10 protein-coding genes and 2 pseudogenes are annotated in these 22,151 nt (G+C 68.8%); 3 read left to right on the plus strand and 9 right to left on the minus strand.

Going from position 1 to position 22,151, the window contains the following annotated elements; translation table 11 throughout:
- The 9 genes and pseudogenes from ACIBH2_RS00865 to ACIBH2_RS00905 all read right to left on the minus strand — a co-directional run bounded on the left by ACIBH2_RS00865 (window position 1) and on the right by ACIBH2_RS00905 (window position 15,981).
- Window positions 1-4,392 carry a TIGR02680 family protein gene (locus ACIBH2_RS00865; RefSeq protein WP_397111996.1) on the minus strand — a complete coding sequence of 1,464 codons (4,392 nt, stop codon included), beginning with the start codon at window positions 4,390-4,392 and terminating at the stop codon, window positions 1-3.
- A gap of 76 nt (window positions 4,393-4,468) precedes the next feature.
- Window positions 4,469-5,845: a TIGR02678 family protein gene (locus ACIBH2_RS00870; protein WP_397111998.1), complete on the minus strand. Its 1,377-nt coding sequence runs from the start codon at window positions 5,843-5,845 to the stop codon at window positions 4,469-4,471.
- A gap of 473 nt (window positions 5,846-6,318) precedes the next feature.
- Window positions 6,319-7,821 (minus strand): annotated as a pseudogene (locus ACIBH2_RS00875) (TIGR02677 family protein); the annotation flags it as partial.
- A gap of 258 nt (window positions 7,822-8,079) precedes the next feature.
- Entirely contained in the window at window positions 8,080-8,643 is a 564-nt protein-coding gene (locus ACIBH2_RS00880) for an SRPBCC domain-containing protein (protein ID WP_397112001.1), read from the minus strand.
- Window positions 8,644-8,678: 35 nt separating this feature from the next.
- Window positions 8,679-9,440, minus strand: coding sequence for a DUF2127 domain-containing protein (locus tag ACIBH2_RS00885; RefSeq protein WP_397112003.1), 762 nt, complete (start codon window positions 9,438-9,440; stop codon window positions 8,679-8,681).
- A 691-nt stretch (window positions 9,441-10,131) separates the two neighbouring features.
- Entirely contained in the window at window positions 10,132-11,226 is a 1,095-nt protein-coding gene (locus ACIBH2_RS00890) for an XRE family transcriptional regulator (RefSeq protein WP_397112005.1), read from the minus strand.
- Window positions 11,227-11,724: 498 nt separating this feature from the next.
- Window positions 11,725-13,854 (minus strand): phosphopantetheine-binding protein, encoded by a 2,130-nt coding sequence (locus tag ACIBH2_RS00895; RefSeq protein ID WP_397116737.1) that lies wholly within the window; start codon window positions 13,852-13,854, stop codon window positions 11,725-11,727.
- A pseudogene (locus tag ACIBH2_RS00900) lies at window positions 13,834-15,018 on the minus strand (AMP-binding protein); the annotation flags it as partial. The gene ACIBH2_RS00895 and the pseudogene ACIBH2_RS00900, both read right to left, overlap by 21 nt.
- A gap of 69 nt (window positions 15,019-15,087) precedes the next feature.
- The gene (locus ACIBH2_RS00905) at window positions 15,088-15,981 is read right to left on the minus strand and encodes a PAC2 family protein (protein WP_397112007.1); all 894 of its coding nucleotides are present in this window, start codon (window positions 15,979-15,981) and stop codon (window positions 15,088-15,090) included.
- Window positions 15,982-16,112: 131 nt separating this feature from the next.
- On the opposite strand from ACIBH2_RS00905, the gene metH reads away from it, so the two are divergent.
- The 3 genes from metH to ACIBH2_RS00920 all read left to right on the plus strand — a co-directional run bounded on the left by metH (window position 16,113) and on the right by ACIBH2_RS00920 (window position 22,115).
- Window positions 16,113-19,691 carry a methionine synthase gene (gene metH, locus ACIBH2_RS00910; RefSeq protein ID WP_397112009.1) on the plus strand — a complete coding sequence of 1,193 codons (3,579 nt, stop codon included), beginning with the start codon at window positions 16,113-16,115 and terminating at the stop codon, window positions 19,689-19,691.
- A gap of 79 nt (window positions 19,692-19,770) precedes the next feature.
- Window positions 19,771-21,417: a serine/threonine-protein kinase gene (locus ACIBH2_RS00915; RefSeq protein WP_397112011.1), complete on the plus strand. Its 1,647-nt coding sequence runs from the start codon at window positions 19,771-19,773 to the stop codon at window positions 21,415-21,417.
- Entirely contained in the window at window positions 21,414-22,115 is a 702-nt protein-coding gene (locus ACIBH2_RS00920; RefSeq protein ID WP_397112013.1) for an HAD family hydrolase, read from the plus strand. The genes ACIBH2_RS00915 and ACIBH2_RS00920 overlap by 4 nt, the downstream gene beginning before the upstream one ends.
- The last annotated feature ends 36 nt before the right edge of the window (window positions 22,116-22,151 follow it).

Here is a 22,151-nt window from a genome sequence, read left to right on the forward strand (position 1 = left end):
TCACGCGTCGGCGAGGAGTGCCTCGTCCAGGGTGATGCCGCCCTCGATGGAATGCGGTGTGCGGCGGCGGTTGGGGGAGCCGAGGGCGGTGGTGAGGTCGGTGCCGTCGTGTTCGGCGAGCAGGTCGCCGGAGTCCCAGACGAGCAGGGTGCCGCTGACGGTGTTCTCGGCGGCCGAGTGCGCCAGGTCGTAGTGGGCGCAGGCGGGGACGTGGGGGTAGGTGATCCACAGGTCGTAGCCGGTCATGAACAGGTCGAGGTCGAATTGCACGGAGAGGCCGAGCAATTCGCTGCGGCCGTTGTCGTCGACACCGGCGAAGGCCTCGTCCAGGGCGAGCAGGCGCGGGGCCTGGGGGTCGGCGGAGTCGAGCATGACGTGTGCCGCGGCGAAGAGCGGAAGGTGCAGCGACACCGACTGTTCGCCGCCCGACAGGGCGCTGTGGCGGGCCACGGTGAGGCGGTCCTCGGTGCCGTCGGCGGTGATGATGGTGAACGAGAACACCCGCCAGGTGCGGTAATCCAGGGTGGCGGCGAGGATCTCGGGGAAGGAGCGCTCCGGGTGGGCCGCGCGGGCGGCCCGGATCTCGGCGGCGAAATGCGCTCGGATGGTGGACAATTCGTCGGCGGTCAGCTCCGAGGAATCGCGGTCGAGAATCTTGCAGACCGCGCGCGCCGGTTCGGAGAGCGTATCGGCGAGGACCCAGTGCACGCCGATCGTATTGCCGGAGGACATGCGGCGCTGCTTCATCTCGGTCCCCATCTTGGCGATGAGATCGCGTGCGTCGCTGGTGCGTTCGTGAATCTGCTGGGCGAGTCCGGTGAGCAGCGCGTCCTCGAGAATGCGGCGTTCGGAGTCGGTGAGCAGCAGTTCCTGGTCGCGGCGGGCCCCGGCGATACGCTCGGAGAAGTCGGCCAGCGACGACAGGCCGTGATCGTCGTGCACCTGCACCACGGTGAGGCCGTCGGCGGCATCCCAGTGCAGGCGGTAGTCCTGGCGGGAGGCGGCGAGGGCGGCGTCGAACTCCTGCAGCGCGGTCGTGACTGCACTGCGGGTGGATTTGCGGGCCGCCTCGCCCGCGCGCACCGAAGTCGTCGCGGCGGCGAGATTCTCGAAGAGTTCGGCGACCTCCTCGGGCAGCACCTGCGGTACCTGCTCGGGCTCGCCGTTCTCGATGCGGTAGAGCAGCTGCTCGGGGGTCGACCATGCGGCATCGCTACTGGGCCACCGGCTTTCGGGTGACGCACCGAGCAAAGTGAGCAGGTCCGGGCGCGCGTAGGGCGCGAGAGTCCGCACATCCGCGAGCAATTCGGTGAGCGCGGTACCGAGGGCGTCGTGGGCGGCGCGGTGCGCGCCCTCGGCGCTGCCGACGCCCTCGATGGCCTCGTGCGCTGCCTTGCGGGCCGCCTTCTGCTCGGCGCGGGCGGCGTCGATGCGTTCGCGCGCCGTCTCGAGTTCGCGGTCGATATCGGCCGCACCGGCACCGAGGGCCTCGCGCAGCGTCTCCAGTTTGCGCAGCTGCTCGTCGTATCCGGTCTTGGCGGCTTCGGCCTCCTCCGCGAAAGCCTCTGCCAGATCCCGGGATTCGAGCAGCCGGTCGCTGGCTTCGCGGGCGCGTTCGGTCTCGCGCTGATGGTCGCCGCGCAGCCGCAGCAGCGCGGTCCCGGCATTCTCGAAGTGCCGTACGGCGGCGGCGAGGGCATCCAGCTCCGCGGGGTCACGGGGTGCGCGGTGGTCGGCCGCGATGGCCCGCACCTTCTTGTCGGCGGCGGAGAATTCCGCCACCGCTTGGTCGAGGTCGCGCTCGGTCTGGGTGGCGGCCTCCGAGCGCGAGCGCAGCATGCCCGCCGCCTCGGAGACCGCGCGCAGTGCGGCGGTGACGGCGGTGGTGCGGGGAAGCGCCTTGGCGGCGGCGGAGATTCGGGCCAGCTCGGCGGTGGCGGCCGCCTCCTCTGCCCGTGCGGTCTCGATGGCCTGCTCGGCCGCCTCGATGGCTTCGGTCAGCTCCGCCAGCCGCAGTTCGCGGCGACGCGCCCGCGCCGTGGTGCCGATGAATTCGGCGTCGGCCTTGACGTGGCGGCCGACTTGCACGCCCTGCCGGTACCGGCCGTCGTCGGCGACGGCGACCCCGCCCTCGGCGGTCAGTGCGGGCAGTGTGTCGGCAGACTTCCCGGACTTGCCAGTGAAGTGCGCCGCGCCCGCATCGGGCAGGGCGATGGAGGCCAGCACGTCGGCGACCAGTTGCCGTGGCACCGACAGAGATTCGGTGTCGTCCTCGACCACCAGGACATCGGCGAGCGTGCGGCCGGAGGGTCGCTGCGCCGCGGGCAGCGGGATCAGGAACTGTTCCGAACGATGTTCTGGCAGATCGGTTTCCGCGCACACCCACCCGTCGAGCAGATTCGCCGCCTGCAAGGCCGCTTCGATACCGGCCGCCGATTCCGGTGTGACACCGTCGGCGAAGCGCACCAATCGCCACAGCGGCGCGCCGGGTCGACCGGAGCGGTCATCGGTGCGCGCCGCGAAAGCCGCAGGCGCGTCATCGCGTTCGGCCGCGACCCGTGCATGTTCGGCGCGCAGCTCGGCGGCTTGGGCTTGGGCCTGCTCGGCCTGGGCGCGGGCCTGATGGCGGCGCGCGCGGATATCCTCGGTGAGCGGTTCGGTCCACTCCGCGAGGACTTCCGCCGGTGTGGCGGCAGGGGTTTCGGCATGGCCGGATACGGCCGCACCCGACTCGTCGGTCTCCGAATCGGCTGCGCTCGTGGCTGATCCACCCTTGCCGCGCGCTGACTTTGCCGCTTTGCCGGGTATCGACGGGGCGAGCGCGGTGCCGTGCTCGGTCCCGGCGTGGGCGACCGCGTCATTGAGTGCCGCGAACAGTCCGTCGCGGACGGGGGAGTACACCTCGCGGTGGTTGTCCCACCAATCATGCAGGGCGGCGGCGGTATTGGAGCGTGCGAGGGAGACGGCGGCCTCGGCCTGGGCGAGCTCCGCCGCGGCGGCGTCGCGCAGCTCCACCGCGCGTTGCGAAGCCCGTTCCGCCCGGGTGCGTTCGGTGGCGGCGGTGTCGACCAGGGTCAGGGCACGGCGGACGGCGCGGACGTCGGCGTCGCGCTCCTCGGCGTGGCTGCGGACGGTGGTGGTGAGCTGGTCGGCGCGGGCCTGCTCGGGCAGCGCCGCCCATTCGATTCCGGCTTCCTCGGCGGCGGAACGCAATTCGTCCTCACCGCGAGCCAAGGCCGAGGCGGCATTGCGGACCGCGGCCTGGGCGCGTTCGGACTCCTCGGCGCGCTGGTCGACGGTCTGGCTGGCCTTGGTGGCCTTGTCGCGGTGTACGGCACTAGAGGTCTCCAGACGGCGCACGGCGTCGGCGAGGTCGTCGAGTTGCTGTTTGCCCTCGTAGGCGCTGGAGCGCTGGAGGGTTTCGCGGTCGGCGAGCGCCTGTTCGTAGGCGCGGTCGGCATCGTCGGCGCGGGTTTCGGCGGCGGCGCGTTCGGCGTCGCGGCGTTGCCGCAGGGCCGAGGCGGCGTGCAGGGCGGTGGCGGCGTGGGTCACCGCGTCGAGGCGGGTGCGCACCTGGTCGATATCGGTCTTCGCCTGCACGGCAAGGTATTTGCGGTACACGCCGACGAAGGCGCGGGTGGCGGTATCGGCCTGCACAAGGCCCTCGAGGGTGCGGCCGACCTCCTCCATATCGCTGAACGAGCGCGCCGCGTCGAGGATGAGCTGCTCGTCCAGCGGGCGCAGGCCATCGGTGAGCGCCTGCGAAAGTCCGCGTGGATCGAGGTTTTTCGCCAGCTGCGGGCGGCGCAGCGTGAGGATGAGGTTGATGAGCTGGTCGTAGCGCTGCTGGCCGAGGCCGAACATGCGCGCGTCGATGGCGGCGCGGTACTCCACCGGCCGGTCGTAGAGGGCGTCGCCGCCGATCTGTTCGGCCAGCTGTTTGCGGGTGAGCGGGCGGTCGTCCTTGTCGAGCAGCGAGAAGTCCACGCCCACCCGGCCGTCCGCGACGAAGTACCAGCGGGTGACCTTGTCGGAGGAGCGGGTGGCGCGCATGCCGATGCCGACGGTCACCACCTCCGGCTCGTCCCAGCGGCCGCGCGCGAACTCCATCCACACATACGAGTAGGCCGACTCCTGCTTGCGGTACAACAGGTTCGACTTCATGGTGCGTTCTTCACCGGCGAAGGGATTGAGCCGCCGGGGTTCGATGCGGCCGTCGAGGACGAACGGGAACAGCACCTCGAGCGCCTTGGTCTTGCCGGAACCGTTGGGGCCGCGCAGTACCAGCCGCCCGTCGGCGAAACAGAACTCCTGGTCGCGGTAGTCCCACAGGTTGACGATCCCCGCTCGGGTGGGGACGAATCGCACTCCACCGTGAATGAGGTCGGCCATGGGTCACCAGGTCCCTTCTGTTTCGGATTGCCGCGCAATGGATCTGCCGCTGTGGGTCGGAGCCGCTCTCACGTCCTCACGGATCGCCCACATCGGTCGGTGCCACGAAGAGTTCGGTCTCGGCGCGGGTGCGGACGGTCACCACCGCGCCGCGATAGCGGGCGAGGGCGGGCAGAATGAGCAGCCCGCCGTCCATCACCTCCACCAGGCGCAGTCGTTCCAGCAGACTCACCACCTCGGCGGTGAGCCCGGGGACATCGGCCTGCCACTGTGCGGCGAAGGTCGCGCCGTAGCGGTCGGTCAACGCCCGCACCGTCTCTCGAATCCACGAGGACTCGACGAAGGGGTGCTCGAGGATCTCCGGTTGCTCCACCGTCTCGTCGATATCTTCGTGCGTGCCGAAGATGTCGACGGGGTCCGACAGCGGCGCGAAGACCGTCTTCCTCGGGATGGCGCTGTCGAGCTGTTCCACCAGGTCGGTGAGCGGGCGCTCCGGGCGCGGCCGCCGCTCGACCGGATTGTCGATATCGAGGACCAGGTCGGCGATCTCCCCGGCGAGCAGCAGCGCCACCTGGGCGAGGGTGCCGGTGCTCGGAAAACGGATGTCGGACAGGCGACCCGAGCTGTCGATGAGGGCGACACCCTCGGCGCGGCGCTCGGCTTGCAGGCCGGTGAGCAGCTCCACCTCGGCGACGAGCTTCTCCTGCGCGAGCAGTGTTCGGTCGGCGGGCTCGAGGTCCTCGGCGTACACGACCGGCAGCTCCACCAGCGCGCGGCGCACCCTGCGGGCCGCCAAAGCCGCTGCGGGCGAACGGGTATCGGAGGCGGTCGTCTCGTCACCGAGCAGACCTTCGACGCTGTGCAAGTGCTGGAGCGCGCGTGACGGCCGGAACAAAGCGAACACCACCGACCGGTCGATGTCGTAGAGCGCTTCTCCCGCTTCGGGATCCGCCGCCCAGCCGCCCGCGTCGCCATCGGCGAGGGCCACCGCGCCGCGTGCCGCCAACCAGCCCACGGCATCGACGAAGGCGTCGCGGTCGGCCGCGCGGTCGGGTGCGAGTTCGAGGCCGTCCACCTGTTCGGCGTAGGCGGCGACCTGTTCGGCCAGCTCCGACAGCGTGATCTGGTCCCCGGCGCGCCCCAAGGCGGCCAGCGCGAGCGCGAGATAGGCGTAGCGGCGGCGGTCGAAGACGCGGTCGGCGACGGTCCGCGCGGGCCGCCCGCCGTCGAGATGGTCGAGCACAGGGAACAATCGGGCCGTGGTCTCGGTGACCTCTAGGCGATAGCCGAACAGCTCCGCGAGATCCTCGCGCAGTTCGGTCGCCCACCGCCGAATCAACGGCAGCGCAATGCGATCCGGATAGGTGCGGGTGATCAGGTGATTGGCGAGCACCACCCGCGCCGCGCGCTGATAACTGTCCAGGGCGAGCGAGTCGATCGACCGTGCGTGCATCAGTCGCGAACCTCCGGCTCGCCAGCGGCCTCGGACAGCGTTGCCGGAGAAGAGATTCCGGTCGTGCCGCCGTACCCGGCACCCTCCGGCGTGGCGCTTTCCGACGCAGCACCCTTCGGCGCGGCGCTTTCTGCCCCAGCACCCTTCGGCGCGGCGCTTTCTGCCCCAGCACCCTTCGGCGCGGCGCTTTCTGCCGCGGCACTCTGCGGCGGTGTGCCTTCCGACGGAACACTATTCAGCGCGGCATCTTCCGGTGCGGCGCTTTTGGTCGCGGCCCTCGGCGGCGTGGCACCTTGTGGCGCGACACTGTTCGGCGCTGGGTCTTCTGCTGCGGTTCTCGCCGGTCCGGTACCTCCCGGCGCTGCGCCCGCCACGGCTTTTCCGGCGTTGCGCGACAGGCTGGAGTCGCGCAACTCCCCGGTGTCTCGTGGTGAGACCGTATTGTTCTTCACTCCACGGCGTTTGGTTGTCTCGCGGACCTCGAGGCGGCGGTTGTTGAGGTGGAGCAGGCCCTTCGAAGTGCGCACCATGGTGGAGCCCTGGTGTTCGCTCACCGTGAGGGTGACGCCATTGTCGGTGCCGGTGGTGCCGCCGACGCGACCGCTCACCGGCACCCACGCGGTCGACGCGGCATCCAGAAGTTTCAGCAGCACTTCGGTTTCGCCCTCGTCGAGGACTCGTTCGTAGAGGTCGGCCGCCGCCAGCGACCGCGCGGCCTCGGCGCGGGCGCGCTGGGCGTCGAGTTGCGCTTCGCGCAGGCGGCGGATTCCGGCGTCATTGCGTTGCAGGCGGGCAGGCGCGCCCGGTGTGGGCGGGCGGCCCGTCTCGGCGAGGGTGCGGGCGATCTCCAAAGGTGGTGCGTCCCACCAGGATCGGATGGCCGGAATGACATCCGCGTCCGGGTGGCGCATGGCCAGGTGGCGGGGGCGGCCGAGGCCGAAGACCGCGTCGTAGAGGGCGTGCGCGGCCTCCACGGTCGGGGTGGCGGTGAACCAGCCCGCCAGGTGGCGCAGCGCGGACTCGCGGCTCACCCCGCCCTTGCGGGTCTCGGTGACGCGGCGCAGCAGCGACAGCACCGCCGCGATGGCGCTCATGGTGGCCTCGCGCAGGCGCTCGCATTCGGTGAGCGCGTTCTCGGCGTCGGCGGGCACCAGGAACCAGCCGCGCAACCCCTGCCACCGCGCGCGCCAATCGGCTTGCCGCGCAGCGGTATCGAGCAGAACGCGTTCGTCGCAGCGGGCGGCGCGCTCGATGAGCTCCTCGACGCCGGTGTCCTCGACCTCGCGAATGGCGGTGGCCAGGCGCGGCGCGAAGCGGGCCAGATCCATCGAGAATTCGCGCATATGCGCCAGCAGGGCGTCCTTGTGCACCAGGAACGCCTCGGGCGTCACCTCGGTGGTGCGTACGAGATCGCCGAGGGTGAGATAGAAGTGCGCGGCGCGGTCCGCCAGATCCGACAGCGCCCGGTCGAGCCGGTTGAGCACCCGGTACACGCGGGGCGCGTCGCCGGTTCGATTCGCCTCGGCCAGGGTGTGCAGATCGGCGAGCAGTTCCGGCAGTACCAGGCGCGACAACGCCGCTTCGTCGAGTCGGGCGTCGAGCACATCCGAGACCGCCCGATACGCCTGGTATCCGGCCTGCGAGAACTGGTACACGAAATGCCGGTTCCGGTACTCGGCCAGCGTCGCCGCGCGCGTGCCGTCGTAACTGCGCTCCAGCACACCCCACTGGTGCAACTGCTCGAGCAGCGGAGCGACCTCGGTCGCGGTGAGCCCCGGGGCGCCCGGGCAACGCCCGAGCGTCTCCACCACATCACTGGCGTGCAGCAGCACCACATAGGCGGCGCGCGCCGTATCGAAGGCCCGCAACACCCACAGGTAGTCGGCCCGTTTCTCGGCGGTCGCGAAGGAGAACAGCCGGAGCCGATCGGCATGCGGCAGATCCCCTCCACCGACCCCGGGCGGGTCGGGCAGCAATCCGGCAGCGGTCTCGGTCACCGGGGAGAGACTAATACCGCCCCGCCCCCGCACCCCAATGCGCCCACCATTCGGCGCGCCACAATCCGCCGAACCCCACACCCGCCGTGACGTATTGCGCGGTAAGTCCGAATTCGGCGTAGTCAGCCTCGGGCGCACCTGGCTCCGCGAAGGTGGACGCCCGATCAGGGGGAACCTGTGGCGGCAAACGTCGAGAGCCCCCCGCCACCAGTTCCCCCTCGCGGGGGTGCCTCATGATCACCAGGTACTGGTGGCGGCGTTGTGCGAGAGCGCCACGCCGTGAGTACCTGGTCGGTGGGTGGCTACCACCTCGAGGCCGTTGAGCATGAGGGGGAGCATGCCGCGTTGGTGGGCGAAGTCCTGATCGCCGGTGCCGTCGAAGCCGACCAGGACGAACTGTTCGGTGTAGGTCAGGTGGGTGTGGTCGGGGCCTTGCGGGGCGAGTTCGACCGTCACCTGGGCAATGGTGCGGCGTTGGTCGTTGAGGAACAGCTCGTAGCTGTAGACGAGGCGGGTGTCGGGGACTATGTCGAGGAAGCGGGAGCGGTATTCGATGCGCTCCGCCTCGCCCATGGGGGCGAACACCCCGCCCCCGGTCTCCCCGCCGCCGACGCGGAAGTCCAAGGCGTAGTGCGACTTTCCGGGTTCGCTGGGGATGCGAAACCACTGCTGGCGCAGGGCGGGATCGGCGAACAGCGCGAATACCCGCCGCGGGGGTGCGGCGATCTCGCGCGTCAGAGAGGTGGTGCCGTGGCGGACCCCTCGGGTCGGCGGGGCTTCGGGTTCGGGCGCGGCGGTCACACGCGCGCCAACCTCCGAATCGGGCGGCGTATTCCTTACGCGTTCGCCTCCGCGGCCGCGCGTTCCACGGTCATGAGGCTCTCGGAATGATGTTCGGCGTAGTAGGCCCGTGCGCCGCCATGCAGGCCGAACAGTCGCTTGCTCCACAGCAGCCAGACAATCGCCGCCAGATTCACCAGCAGCGCGCCCACCCGCAGGATCGTCACCTTCTCGGTGAGCTCGTAGATCTCCAGTGGCAGAAAGATACTCGTGGCGATGACCGCGAAGTACTCGCCCCAGCGCGCGACCCGCCACAGCCCAACCGCCTCGACGACCTGAATCGCGGCATACGCCAACAGCGCCACGATCAGCCACGTCAAGGTGGTCGACGACAGCGTGAACGCCTTCTCCAACCAGTGCACCAGTTTGGAGTGGTCCGGATTCCACCCGAGTTGATCGGCCAACGGCTGCAACAGTGGCAACTCCCGCTCCCACGCCTCCTTCCACTTCTCCTGCGACCCACGCAGTTTCATCACCCCGGCCGCCAACAGCACCAACACCACGGCCCGTCCCACCCGCTCCACCGCGAGCAGCCGCATGATGTACCGATCCCGCAGCAGCCGCCCGCGCGGCACCTCCGGCGCGTCGTCGGCCCGCCCCCGCCCGCGCGGCTCCCCGATCACGAAGTCCCCGCACCGCAGGCACCGCCACGCCTCCCCGGCCGCGGTATCCACCCGCAGCCGCTCCGCCAACTCGACTTCCTCCGGCGCGTACGTCTCATGCCCCCGCCCAGCACAGGTCCACAGGCTGAAGTCCATGCGGGGGAGCGTAAACCCCGAACCCGCGCCAGCAGCCCAGGCACGCGGCCCACACGAAACCCGCCCAGCCCACGAACCGACGGGTCGGTTCGTCACCCGCACGCCAGGCCGGGACACCTGTGAAGGAAGCCTAGGGAGCGCGGTGAGACGCCAACCCGGCCACAGCAGTGACGGACCGATCGGCGATATTCGCGGTGGTATACGTTGCCGCGTCGGCGGGATTCAGACAGGGGCGAGGCGAAGGGCAGCGTCGCACGAGTACGCATCAGTCGTTCGTGCGCACAGCCATCCGCTCATCGCCGCGACCGTCATCGCGACCATTCGCCACGGCCTCCAGCGCGTTACCGGGGCTGAGCGCTACTCCGGTGCGCGCGATCTGGAGAACAGGACGAGATCAGCCCGCCTGGTGCGGACTTCAATTACGAGGCGGCAGCCAACCCTCGGAACGGTTCGCTGCGCCGGGCGGGTCGAGGCGCTCGAGACGCTGGATTCGGCCGCAGTCGAGCGCGACGTCACGACCGGCCGAACGCAAGTGTCCGGCTCGGGAGCAGGCCAACCATGCCTGCGGTGGTCCGCCTGAACATTCGCGAGCGCTGTCGCGACTGGCTCGATAGCGGCCCGGCTCGGTCGCGGTCGGGTCGAGCTGTAGGCCTACCCGCCCCTGTGCCCGAGATGCCGGAAAGCGGCGCGGTCAGCTGGCGGCGAGACTGCGGAGCTGTTCGAGGTAGGAGCGGGTGCGCGGGTCTCCCGGGTAGCGTTCGATCATTTCGCGGGCCGCTTCGCCCGCGATCCACATGAGCGACGGCAGCGAGCGGCGTTTGCCGGAGAGGGCCTGGATACCCTCGTCCACGGCGAGTTCGAGGTTGCGGTCGCGCACGGCCACCACCGCCAGGGTGAGGTGGGCCTCGGAGACCCGCATGGGTTTGCGGATGGTGCCGTCGGGGGCGGTGGAGTTGCGGATCACTTGCCGGGCATAGGTTTCGGCGAGGCGGTCGTCGCCCGCGACGCGGCAGCAGTCCATGGCATAGAAGTCGAACTTCTGCGGATCCACCACGAAGTGATTGTCCAGATTGGCCGGATGGCCGAGTTTGTCGAGTATCGAGCGGCCTTGGGCGAGAGCGGTTTCCACCTCGCGGCGGTCGCCGATGCGGGCCCACGCCTTGGCCCGTTGGGCCGAGAGCTGCACGCCGACACCGAGATCGCCGATGGAGCTCATGGCCGCCGCGGCCGTATCGATGGCCCCGCGGTAATTGCCCTGGGTGAGGGCGAACCAGGCCGCCATTTCCGCTCCCCAGCCGATGATTTCGGCGTGGTCGGCCTCTTGGCCCAACGACAGCCCCGCCCGCCGGGTCGCCTCGGCGGCGGTGCGCCACCCCAGGTCGTAATCAACGCAACCGACCAGTAGGGCAACCCATCCGGCCAGGACGAGTACCTCGCGATGCTGCGCAAGAGTAAGGCGACCGTCCAGTAGCGAGGTAATTCGCCGCAACCACGCCGTGCCCTCCGCGTGCAGCTCGTGCGGATCGGTGTAGGGATACTCCGAACACAGCCGGTCGGCCGTGATGCGAATGGCGTCCAGCGTGGAGCCCGACACATCGGACATGCGCAGCCGTCCGATGAACTCCAGGGTGTCCATGCCGGTGGCGGAGAGCATCTCATCGTCGCGGTTGGGCCGTGACTTGGGAAAAAACGCCGCCGTCACGGTATCGAAGGAGGCCGCGATGATCGGCGCGTAGAAGTCGTCGGGCCGCGATTCGCCCGATTCCCATCGGCGCCAGTTGCGCAAAAGGGTCGAATCGGTAGGGAGGTTGTGGCTCGACTTGGCCCGCATCGCTCTTACCGCATCGGCCTGTGACCACCCCCGGGCATCGCGTTCGGCACGCATTCTGACTGCCCAGACGGGGCGATCGTCGCAAGCGGACACGTCTGTAGTATCTCACCAGTTAACCCGGCGTGGACCCGGATAGGGCATTCGAATGTCAGTGGGTTGACATCTGCAATTGCATTCGCGAGAACGCCATAGTTCGTAGTGGGCACACAACAGAACAGCGAGATCCCCAATCCAACGGAGGTTCGGGTGGAAGCGTTGATCTATGGGTACGTGCGTGACGATCTGGCAGATGGCCGCAGTGCTGAGCTCGAGGACGCCATGTGCAGCCTGGCAAGCTCAGCGGGTTTCTGCTTCGCCGCGACGTTCCATGAATCGACCCCCGGCGACGGCACCGCATTCGCGGAGCTGACCGCCGAACTCAAGCGTGCTGATGCCCACCATGTCGTGGTGCCGTCACTCGATCACCTTGCTGGCCAGACGATTCCGCGAGATATCCTGATCGCGAAATTGGCCCAGGAGGCGGAGGCTCAGATTTGGGCCGTCGACAGGGCCTGCTGAGCCCGGCGCACTCGCCACGGCTGCTCGTGCCCACGCCATGACCTTCGCGGCGGCCATCCCGGCCGCCAGCGAACCCATCAGGGCGAGCAGATGATGTTGTCCGAACAGCGGATACACCTGCCAGTGCAGTAGGTAGGTGAACAGCGCGGCATCCGCCACCAGGGCCACCGGCCCGGCGAGCAGCGCGGGCATCCGCACCGAGGGCAACCAGACGAGCAGCAGGATTCCGGCGAGAATCATTAGCTCCCGGTCGGTTTCGTTGAAGTAGCCCGGAATGTCCGCCACCGCCAGGATGCTGAGCAGCAGGCGGTGCCAGGCCGTCGTGGCCTTGGCCGCCGCCCAGCCCAGCAGGAAGAACCAGCAGACCAACGGCGAGAACGGAACATCCTGCGGCGCATACAAGTCGAACGACCGGTAGCGAAAAATCAGGCTGAGCGCGAGCAGCCCGCTCGCGAACCAGAAGGGCGACAACCGTTCCAACCGGTCGGCAACGGGCAAGCGCAGCAGCAGCGCCGCGGCGAGCACCAGGTACACCAGTACCTCGACGAACCAGAGGTGCCCCGCCGTGGGGCTGTCGTGCGGCCCGAGAATCTTGTTGAGCAACAACACATTCTGCCAGCCGTAGTAATCACCGAACGGCAGCGTGGCGAGCACCCACAGGGCGGTCGGCACGGCGATGAACGCCACGCTGCGCAGCGTCCGCCGCAGCCGCGCCGCGGCCGGTGCGGCGGTGACGGCGAACCGCGCGAAATTGAATCCGGCCACGGCGAGCAGCACATGCGCGCCGCCCCACAGTACGAAAAGTCCGATATGCGAACCGACTACGGCGACGATGGCGAGCGCCCGCAACAAGGTTCCGGTATCCACCGACCGCCCGAATCGATGGTGCCGCCGGGGGAGAGCCTCGAGTTCGGCGACCGTCATGGTCGGCCACTGCACCGGCAGCTGCCCGAGCGCATGCTCCAGCCGCATCGAAAGCCCCACGTAGGTAAGCGAATCGCCACCGAGGTCCGCGAAAGTGGCACTGCCGCCGATACTCCGCGCATCGATCCCGAGCGCCTGACCGAAAAGCGCGCGCACATCGGCGGTCTGCACCTCCCGCACACCCGATAACCGCCGAATGGCCGGATAGTCCGGTTTCCCATTGGGCAGCCGAGGAATCGAGGCCACCACACACACCCGAACCGCCGACACGGGCAGCCCGGACAGCCGCGCCACCTCCCGCGCCACGGCGATTCCAGATCGACATCGCGCACCCGGCCCGCCCGATCGCGGCGACAGCACCGCGCGACCACGGTCCGCACAGCGTGCCCGGAAGTCGGCGAGCACATGCACGAGCAGGCCGCCCCAGCCGGAGGCGACATGACTTTCGACGCGTGAAGGGGCAGGTTTACCGCTCGCGCCTGGAGCATCGTGACTGCCGCCGCGTGTCTGTGAAGGAGCGGGCAGGCCGCTCGTTTCGGGAGCGCCGTGACTGTCGACGTGCGTTGGTGAAGGAGCGGGCAGGCCACTCGATTCCGGAGCGCCGTGATTGTCGACGCGTGTCGGTGAAGGAGCGGGTAGACCGCTTGCGTCAGGAGCGCCAGGACCGTCGACGCGCGTTGGCCAAGGAGCAAGTAGGCCGCTCGCGCTGGAGGCGCCGTGACCGTTGGCGTGCGTTGGCGAAGGGTTAGGCAGGCCGCTCGCCCCGGGGGCACCGGGACTGTCGACGCGTGTCGGCGACGGAGTGGGTAGACCGTTCGCGCGGGGAGTATCGGCACTGTCGACGCGCGTGGGCGAATGAACGGGTAGGCCGTTCGTGCTGGGGGCACGGTGGCCATCGACGTGCGTTGGCGAAGCCGTGGGCACGTCAGTCGCGGTGGAGGCATCGTGACTGGCGGGTCTCGTCGGCGGAGGGGTGGGCAGGCCGCTTGTGTCGGAGGTGTTGTGACCGTTGACTCTTGGTGGCGAAGGGCGGGGTTGGGGCGACGGTCTGGGGTTCCATTCCGCGTCGGCTGGGTGGGTGCTGGCCTCGATCGCGACCACGAGGGTTTCGTCGTCGTCGGTGCAGCAGGCCGTGTATCCGGCTGTGGCCAGGCCGGATTCGATGCGTTGTAGGTCTATGCGGAGGCCGAAGATCTTGGCGTAGCGGTTGCGGCGGCCCGTCACTCGGTACAGGCCGTCGTCGGTGCGGCAGGCGAGGTCGCCGGTGCGCAGGTGTGTCAGTGTTGGTCCCTGGGCGAGGTCGGTGGGGGTGTGGGCGTAGCCCATCATCACGTTGGGGCCGTGGTAAACCAGTTCGTCGCCCTCGTCGACCGGCTCCAGGGTGAAAGACCCACCCGGGATGGGGATTCCGATGCAGTCGGGATGCGTGGCGGCCAGAGACGGTGGCAGATAGGCCATTCGGGCGGTTGCCTCGGTCTGGCCGTACATGACGTAGAAGCGCCACCCGGAGCGCTCGCTCAGCCGCGCGTAGTGCCGGACGTGGTCGGGCGCGAGCCTGCCACCGGCCTGCGTCACATAGCGCAGGTGTGGCAAGGACATTCGCTCGAAACCCACGCGGTCGAGCAGGTCGAAGGTGTAGGGCACCGCGGCGAAGGAGGTGGCGCGATGCTCCTGGAATTCGTGCCAGAACTCGGGCTCGAGCACCGACCGGTCGGTCAGCAGCAGGCTGGCCCCACACAGCAGATGGCTGTGCACCACCGACAGCCCGTAGCAGTAGAACAACGGCAAAGTCGTAGCCGCCCGGTCGTTCTCGTCGATCTCGAGATACTCGGCGATGGCCGTCGCATTGGACAGCACATTGCGATACGACAGCCGTACCAGTTTCGGCGACCCCGTGGAGCCGGAAGTGCTCAGCAGTAGCGCCAATTCCGGATGCAGGGTGTGCGCCGACCCGCCGCGCCGCACCCGAGGCGGCGAGCCACCGTCGATCACGACATCCGGATCGTAGGTCGCGACGAGCTCCTCGGTGACCGTCCCGGTGAGCAACACGACGCACCCGGCCTCGAGCGCGCCGAGATACGCGACGAGCGAATCGATGTCGTTGCGGGCGGCGACCGCGACCAGCCGCCGCCCGGTGCCGAGCCGCCGCGCGGACGCCGCGACGAGATCGGCCAGCCGCGCGTACCGCACTTCGGCACCGTCGTGGATCACCGCGACCCGCTCGCCGAAGCCCCGCAGGTGCGCGACGATCCGGGGTGGGCTCATCCAGCGATTCTAAAGGTGCCCTAACTTCGTTCCGGCGCTACGGCCCGCTGTCGTAGCGCCGAACTCCGCTCACAGACCGAACTTCCCGCGCCCGCGTCGACGCAGGTACTTCTCGAATTCGGCGGCAATGGCATCGCCGTCGATCTTGGCCATGGCGTCGTTGAGATCCACCTCGGCATCGCCACGCTCCTCCAACGAGCGCACGTACTCCGCGATTTCCTCATCGCCCGAGGTCATTTCGTTGACCGTGGACTCCCAGTCCTCGGCCTGCTTGGGCAGCCCGCTGAGCGGAACCTCCACATCGAGCACATCCTCGACGCGGTGCAGCAGCGCGATGACCGCCTTCGGATTGGGCGGCTGCGAGACGTAGTGCGGCACCGCCGCCCAGAACGACACCGCCGGGACACCCGCCTTGACACAGGCGTCCTGCAGCACGCCGGTAATCCCGGTCGGGCCCTCGTAGCGGGTCTGTTCGAGGTTGAACCGTTCCGCCGCTTCCTTGTTGTACGCGGTACCGGTCACCGGAACGGGCCGGGTGTGCGGGGTGTCGGCGAGCAACGCGCCGAGAATCACCACCGTGGACACCTTCAGCTGTTCCACGAATTCGAGAATGTCGTCACAGAAACTGCGCCACCGCATATTCGGTTCCACACCGCGCAGCAGCACCACATCGCGGTCGCTGCCGGGCGGGGAACAGACCGAGAGCATGGCCGACGGCCACTGGATCTCACGGGTGACACCGTCGACCTGACGGACGGTCGGACGGTTCACCTGATAGTCGTAATAGTCCTCGGAATCGAGTTCGGCCAGCGGCTGCGCGTCCCAGATCAATTCGAGGTGCTCGACCGCGCCACTCGCGGCATCGGCGGCGTCGTTCCAGCCTTCGAAAGCCGCGACGAGGATGGGATCCCGCAAGGTGGGGAGGTCCGACTCGGTTGGCACCGTGGGTTCACTGGCGTTCACTCGGTCAGCCTACGGCGTACGCCCACCTGACGCGCCATTGACGCGCAACGCGTCCGACACGCCGCATCCCACTCCGTGGACAGGCCGCACCGAGGCCCGGATTGTCGGGAGCGCCCACTACTCTTGAGTACATGTCTGTGTCCCCCCGCGCCGAGTTCGACACCACCCTACTCGCCACGCTCAGCAAGCGTGTCGTGATCGGCGACGGTGCGATGGGCACCATGCTGCAGGCCGCGGACTTATCCCTGGACGACTTCCGGGGGCTCGAGGGCTGTAACGAGATCCTCAACGAAACCCGTCCTGACGTGCTGCGCAGCATTCACCGCGCCTACTACGAGGCCGGTGCCGACGCCGTCGAGACCAATACTTTCGGCTGCAATCTGCCCAACCTCGCCGACTACGACATCGCCGATCGCATTCGCGATCTGTCCGAACGCGGCACCCGGCTGGCCCGCGAGGTCGCCGACGAGATGGGCCTCTCCGCCGATGGCACCCCGCGCTACGTCCTGGGCTCCATGGGTCCGGGCACCAAACTGCCGACCCTGGGCCACGCTCCCTACGCCTCGCTGCGCGACGCCTACACCGAGGCCGCGCTGGGCATGCTCGACGGCGGCGCGGACGCCATTCTCATCGAGACCTGCCAGGACCTGCTGCAGGTGAAGGCCGCCATTGTCGGCAGCCAGCACGCCATGGCGCGGGCGGGCCGCCGGATTCCGATCATCACGCACGTGACCATGGAGACCACCGGCACCATGCTGGTCGGCTCCGAGATCGGCGCGGCGCTGACGGCCATCGAGCCGCTCGGTATCGACATGATCGGCCTGAACTGCGCCACCGGCCCGGACGAGATGAGCGAGCATCTGCGGCATCTGTCCAAGCACGCGAATCTGCCGGTCTCGGTGATGCCGAACGCCGGTCTGCCGGTGCTCGGCTCCAAGGGCGCGGAGTACCCGCTGACACCGGAGGAGCTGGCCGTCTCCATGCGGCAGTTCGTCTCCGAATTCGGGCTGGCACTGGTCGGCGGCTGCTGCGGCACCACGCCCGAGCACATTCGCCAGGTCGCCGAGGCGGTGCGCGAGGTCCAGCCCGCCCAGCGCACGCCCGAACACGAGCCGAGTGTGTCCTCTATATACACCTCGGTGCCGTTCGAGCAGGACGCCTCGGTGCTCATGATCGGCGAGCGCACGAATGCCAACGGCTCCAAGGCCTTCCGTGAGGCCATGCTGGCCGAGGACTGGCAGAAGTGCCTGGACATCGCCAAGGACCAGACCCGCGATGGCGCGCACATGCTCGACCTGTGCGTGGACTACGTGGGCCGCGACGGCACCAAGGATATGCGGGAGCTGGCCTCGCGCCTGGCCACCGCCTCCACCCTGCCGATCATGCTCGACTCCACCGAAACCCCGGTACTGCAAGCCGGTTTGGAGCATCTGGGCGGGCGTTGCGCGGTCAACTCGGTGAACTACGAGGACGGCGACGGCCCGGAGTCGCGGTTCCAGCAGACCATGAAGCTGGTCGCCGAACACGGCGCCGCGGTGGTGGCGCTGACCATCGACGAAGAGGGCCAGGCACGCACCGCCGAGAAGAAGGTGGAGATCGCCGAGCGGCTCATCGCCGATATCACCGGCAATTGGGGCCTGTTGGAGAGCGACATCATCATCGATACGCTCACCTTCACCCTCGGCACCGGGCAGGAGGAGTCGCGCCGCGACGGCATCGAAACCATCGAGGCCATCCGTGAACTCAAGCGTCGGCACCCGAATGTGCAGACCACACTGGGTCTTTCGAATATCTCCTTCGGCCTCAACGCCGCCGCGCGGCAGGTGCTCAACTCGGTCTTCATGAACGAATGTGTCGAGGCCGGACTGGATTCCGCCATCGTGCACGCCTCCAAGATCCTGCCCATGAGCCGGATTCCGGAGGAGCAGCGCGAGACCGCCCTCGACCTGGTCTACGACCGGCGCGCCGAGGATTACGATCCGCTGCAGAAGCTCATGAGCCTGTTCGAGGGCGTCACCGCCTCCTCGTCCAAGGCCTCTCGGGCCGAGGAGCTCGCGGCGCTGCCGCTGTTCGAGCGCCTGGAGCGGCGCATCGTCGACGGTGAGAAGGCCGGGATGGAGGCCGACCTCGATGAGGCCATGAAACAGGTGCCGCCGCTGCAGATCATCAACGAGACACTGCTGTCGGGCATGAAGACCGTCGGTGAGCTCTTCGGCTCCGGACAGATGCAGCTGCCGTTCGTGCTGCAATCGGCCGAGACCATGAAAACCGCTGTCGCGCACCTGGAACCGCATATGGAGGCCACCGACGACAGCGGTAAGGGCCGTATCGTGCTGGCCACCGTCAAGGGGGATGTGCACGACATCGGCAAGAACCTGGTGGACATCATCCTGTCCAACAACGGCTACGAAGTCGTGAATCTCGGTATCAAACAACCGATTTCGAGCATTCTCGACGCCGCCGTGGACAAGAAGGCCGATGTCATCGGCATGTCCGGACTGCTGGTGAAATCCACCGTGGTCATGAAGGAGAACCTCCAGGAGCTCAACACCAAGGGCGTAGCCGAACAGTTCCCGGTCCTGCTCGGCGGCGCCGCGCTCACCCGCGCCTACGTGGAGAACGACCTCACCGAGGTGTACGAGGGCGATGTGCACTACGCCCGCGACGCCTTCGAGGGCCTGCGGCTCATGGACGAGATCATGACCCGCAAGCGCGGCGGCGGCCTGGATCCCGACAGCCCCGAGGCCATCGCCGAACGCGAGAAGGCCGCCGAACGCAAGGCCCGCCACGAACGCTCCAAGCGCATCGCCGAGGAGCGACGCGCCAAGGAGGTGCCGATCGAGGTGCCCGCGCGCTCGGATGTGGCCGCCGACCTGCCCGTCGCGGTGCCGCCGTTCTGGGGCACCCGCGTGGTGAAGGGCCTGTCGGTGCAGGAGTATTCGGGTCTCCTGGACGAGCGGGCGCTGTTCCTGGGCCAGTGGGGTCTGCGCGGCCAGCGCGCCGGGGACGGGCCGACCTACGAGGAGCTGGTGGAGACCGAAGGCCGTCCGCGCCTGCGGTATTGGCTCGACCGGCTCACCGCCGAGGGTGTCCTACAGCACGCGGCACTGGTCTACGGGTACTTCCCCGCGGTGTCGGAGGGCGACGATGTGATCGTTCTCACCGAGCCGAATCCCGATGCGCCGCAGCGCTATCGGTTCACCTTCCCGCGCCAGCAGCGTGACCGCTTCCTGTGCATCGCCGACTTCATTCGGTCCCGCGAGGACGCCCGCGCCCGCGGCCAGGTGGATGTGCTGCCGTTCCAGCTCGTCACCATGGGCCAGCCCATCGCCGATTTCGCGAACGTGCTGTTCGCGGAGAACAACTATCGCGACTACCTGGAGGTGCACGGCATCGGTGTGCAGCTCACCGAGGCGATGGCCGAATACTGGCATCGTCGCATTCGGGAAGAGCTTGTGCTGGAAGGACATTCGGTCGCCGAGTCCGATCCCGCCGATGTGCTGGACTACTTCAAACTCGGATACCGTGGAGCACGTTACTCCTTCGGCTACGGGGCCTGCCCGGACCTCGAGGACCGCGCCAAGCTGGTGGATCTGCTGGAAGCGGGCCGAATCGGAGTGACGCTGTCGGAGGAGCTGCAATTGCATCCGGAGCAGTCGACGGATGCGTTCGTACTGCTGCACCCGGAGGCGAAGTACTTCAACGCATAGGATTTTCAGAGTTTTCCGGGCTATCGCGCAGAGTTGCAGGGTGGGCTCGGCGTGATGCCAGCAGGAGGGGTACAACCACATGACGACAGACCGGCTGATTGCAGGACGATATCGGCTCGGGGATCCGATCGGCACGGGTGCGATGGGAGTCGTGTGGCGTGCGACCGATGTGCGATTGCGGCGCACGGTCGCGGTCAAACAGCTGATCCTGGGGCCGGGCCTGTCCCGGTCCCAGGCCATCGAGGCGCGGATGCGGGCCATGAGGGAGGGGCGCATCGCCGCGCGGCTGCACCACGTCAACGCCGTCACCGTCTTCGACGTCGCGGAGGAGGACGGCCAGCCCTGGCTGGTCATGGAGTACGTCAACGCGCCCAGCCTCGCCGCGCTCATGCGCGAGAAGGGGCATCTGCCGCCCACCGAGGTCGCCCGCATCGGGGCCAAGGTGGCCGCTGCACTGGCCGCCGCCCATGACGCCGGAATCGTGCACCGCGATGTGAAACCCGCCAATATCCTCGTCGCCGACGACGGCACCGTGAAGATCACCGACTTCGGCATCTCGCGCGCCGTCGGCGATGTGACCGTCACCTCGACCGGATTCCTGGCCGGAACGCCCGCCTACCTCTCGCCCGAGGTGGCCCGCGGCGAGAACCCCGAACCGCCCTCGGACGTCTTCGCGCTCGGCTCCACCCTCTACGCGGCCGTGGAGGGTGCGCCGCCGTTCGGGGAGGGCGACAACCCCCTCGCGGTGCTGCATTCGGTGGCGCGGGCACAGGTGCCCGAACCGCGCCGGGCCGGACCGCTCGGACCGGTGCTGACCGAACTGCTCGACGCCGACGCCACCACCCGGCCCACCATGAAGCAGGCGCAGGAAGCCCTGCAGGCGGTGGCCGAGGGGCGCAGCGCGCCGCTGGTCCACTCGCCGACCAAGATCCTGCCGCCCGCGGCCGCGGCCGCCGCCGCGGACACCTCGGCGCAGACCACCGTGCTGTCGAAGTCGCGCGGCACCGTTCCGGTCGGCAATGCCGACGACGCCACCCGGCACGTCGATATGAGCGCGGCGCGCACGCCGAGCACCCCGATCCCGCCGAATTCCGGTGGGGGACAAGGTGACAAGGATCGCAACCGGCGGCTGGCACTGATCGCCGTCGGCGTGGCCGCCGTACTGCTGGTCTCGGTGGTCATCGCCACGGCGATGAATCGCGGTGGCGGCGAGCCGAAACAGGATGCCACCGGCACCTCGGTGGTCGCGCCGCCGCCCGGCGACCCCAACACCCCGCCGAGTTCGGCTGTCGCCCAAGCCCCCGTGGACACCGGGCGGCCCAGCACCGCACCGCCGACCTCGACCAGTGCCGCGCCCAGCAGCACCACGACCACCCCGCCGCCGACCACCACGACGGCGCCGCCCACCACCCCGGCCCCACCGAATCCCGGCAATGTCACCTCGTTCGTGCACGGCTACTACGGCATGCTGCCCGGCAATGTCAGCGGCGCGTGGGGCATGCTGTCGCCGTCGTATCAGGCCGCGACCGGTGGCTACAACTCCTATGCCCAGTTCTGGGGCACGATCTCCGCCGTGCGCGTCGGCGCGGTCACCCCGCAGGGCGACAACCGGGCCGTCGTCTCGCTCACCTACACCCTGAAGAACGGCTCCACCTCCAGCGAGAACCGCTGGATCCAGGTGGATTCCAGCACCGGCCGGATGCTCATCACCGCGTCGGGCCTATGACCACGAAGGAGCGCTATCCGATGACCCGCCCGGCCGCCGTCCTCTGGGATATGGACGGCACCCTGCTGGACTCGGAGAAGCTCTGGGACCTGGCGGTACGGGAACTCGCGGCCGATCTGGGCCGCGAGATGACCGATGCCATCCGGCACGCCCTGATCGGCGCGTCCGGGCCCAACGCGCTGCGCATCCTGTTCAACGGCCTGGGCCTCGACCCCACCCCCGAGGCGCTGCGCTACGCCGCCGCCTTCCTCGAACGCCGCGTCACCGAGCTGTTCACCACCGGCGAGATCCCTTGGCGGCCAGGCGCACAGGACACCCTCGCCCTGCTGCACCGTGCCGAGATCCCGATGGCGCTGGTCACCAATACCAAGCGCTCGCTGACCGAATTCGGGCTGGATACGCTGGGCCGCCAGCACTTCCAGGCCTCCGTCTGCGCCGACGAAGTGCCGCAGGGCAAACCCGCCCCCGATATCTACCGCCGCGCCGCCGAACTGCTCGGCGCGGCCCCGGAACACTGTGTGGCCATCGAGGATTCGCCCACCGGCGCGCTCGCCGCCGAGGCCGCGGGCTGCGCGGTGCTCGTGGTGCCGTGCGAGATTCCAGTCCCTGAGGCTCCGGGCCGGGCCTTCCGCGACTCGCTCATCGGACTGACGGTGAGTGACCTCGGCGGCCTCCTCGCCGCCCGCTCGACACGGTAGGGTTCGAGCGACGCGGCCACGCGTGCGAGGTAGCGC

The sequence above is a fragment of the Nocardia sp. NPDC050406 genome (genome assembly GCF_044459025.1).
In the GTDB taxonomy this organism is placed as follows: Bacteria; Actinomycetota; Actinomycetes; order Mycobacteriales; family Mycobacteriaceae; genus Nocardia.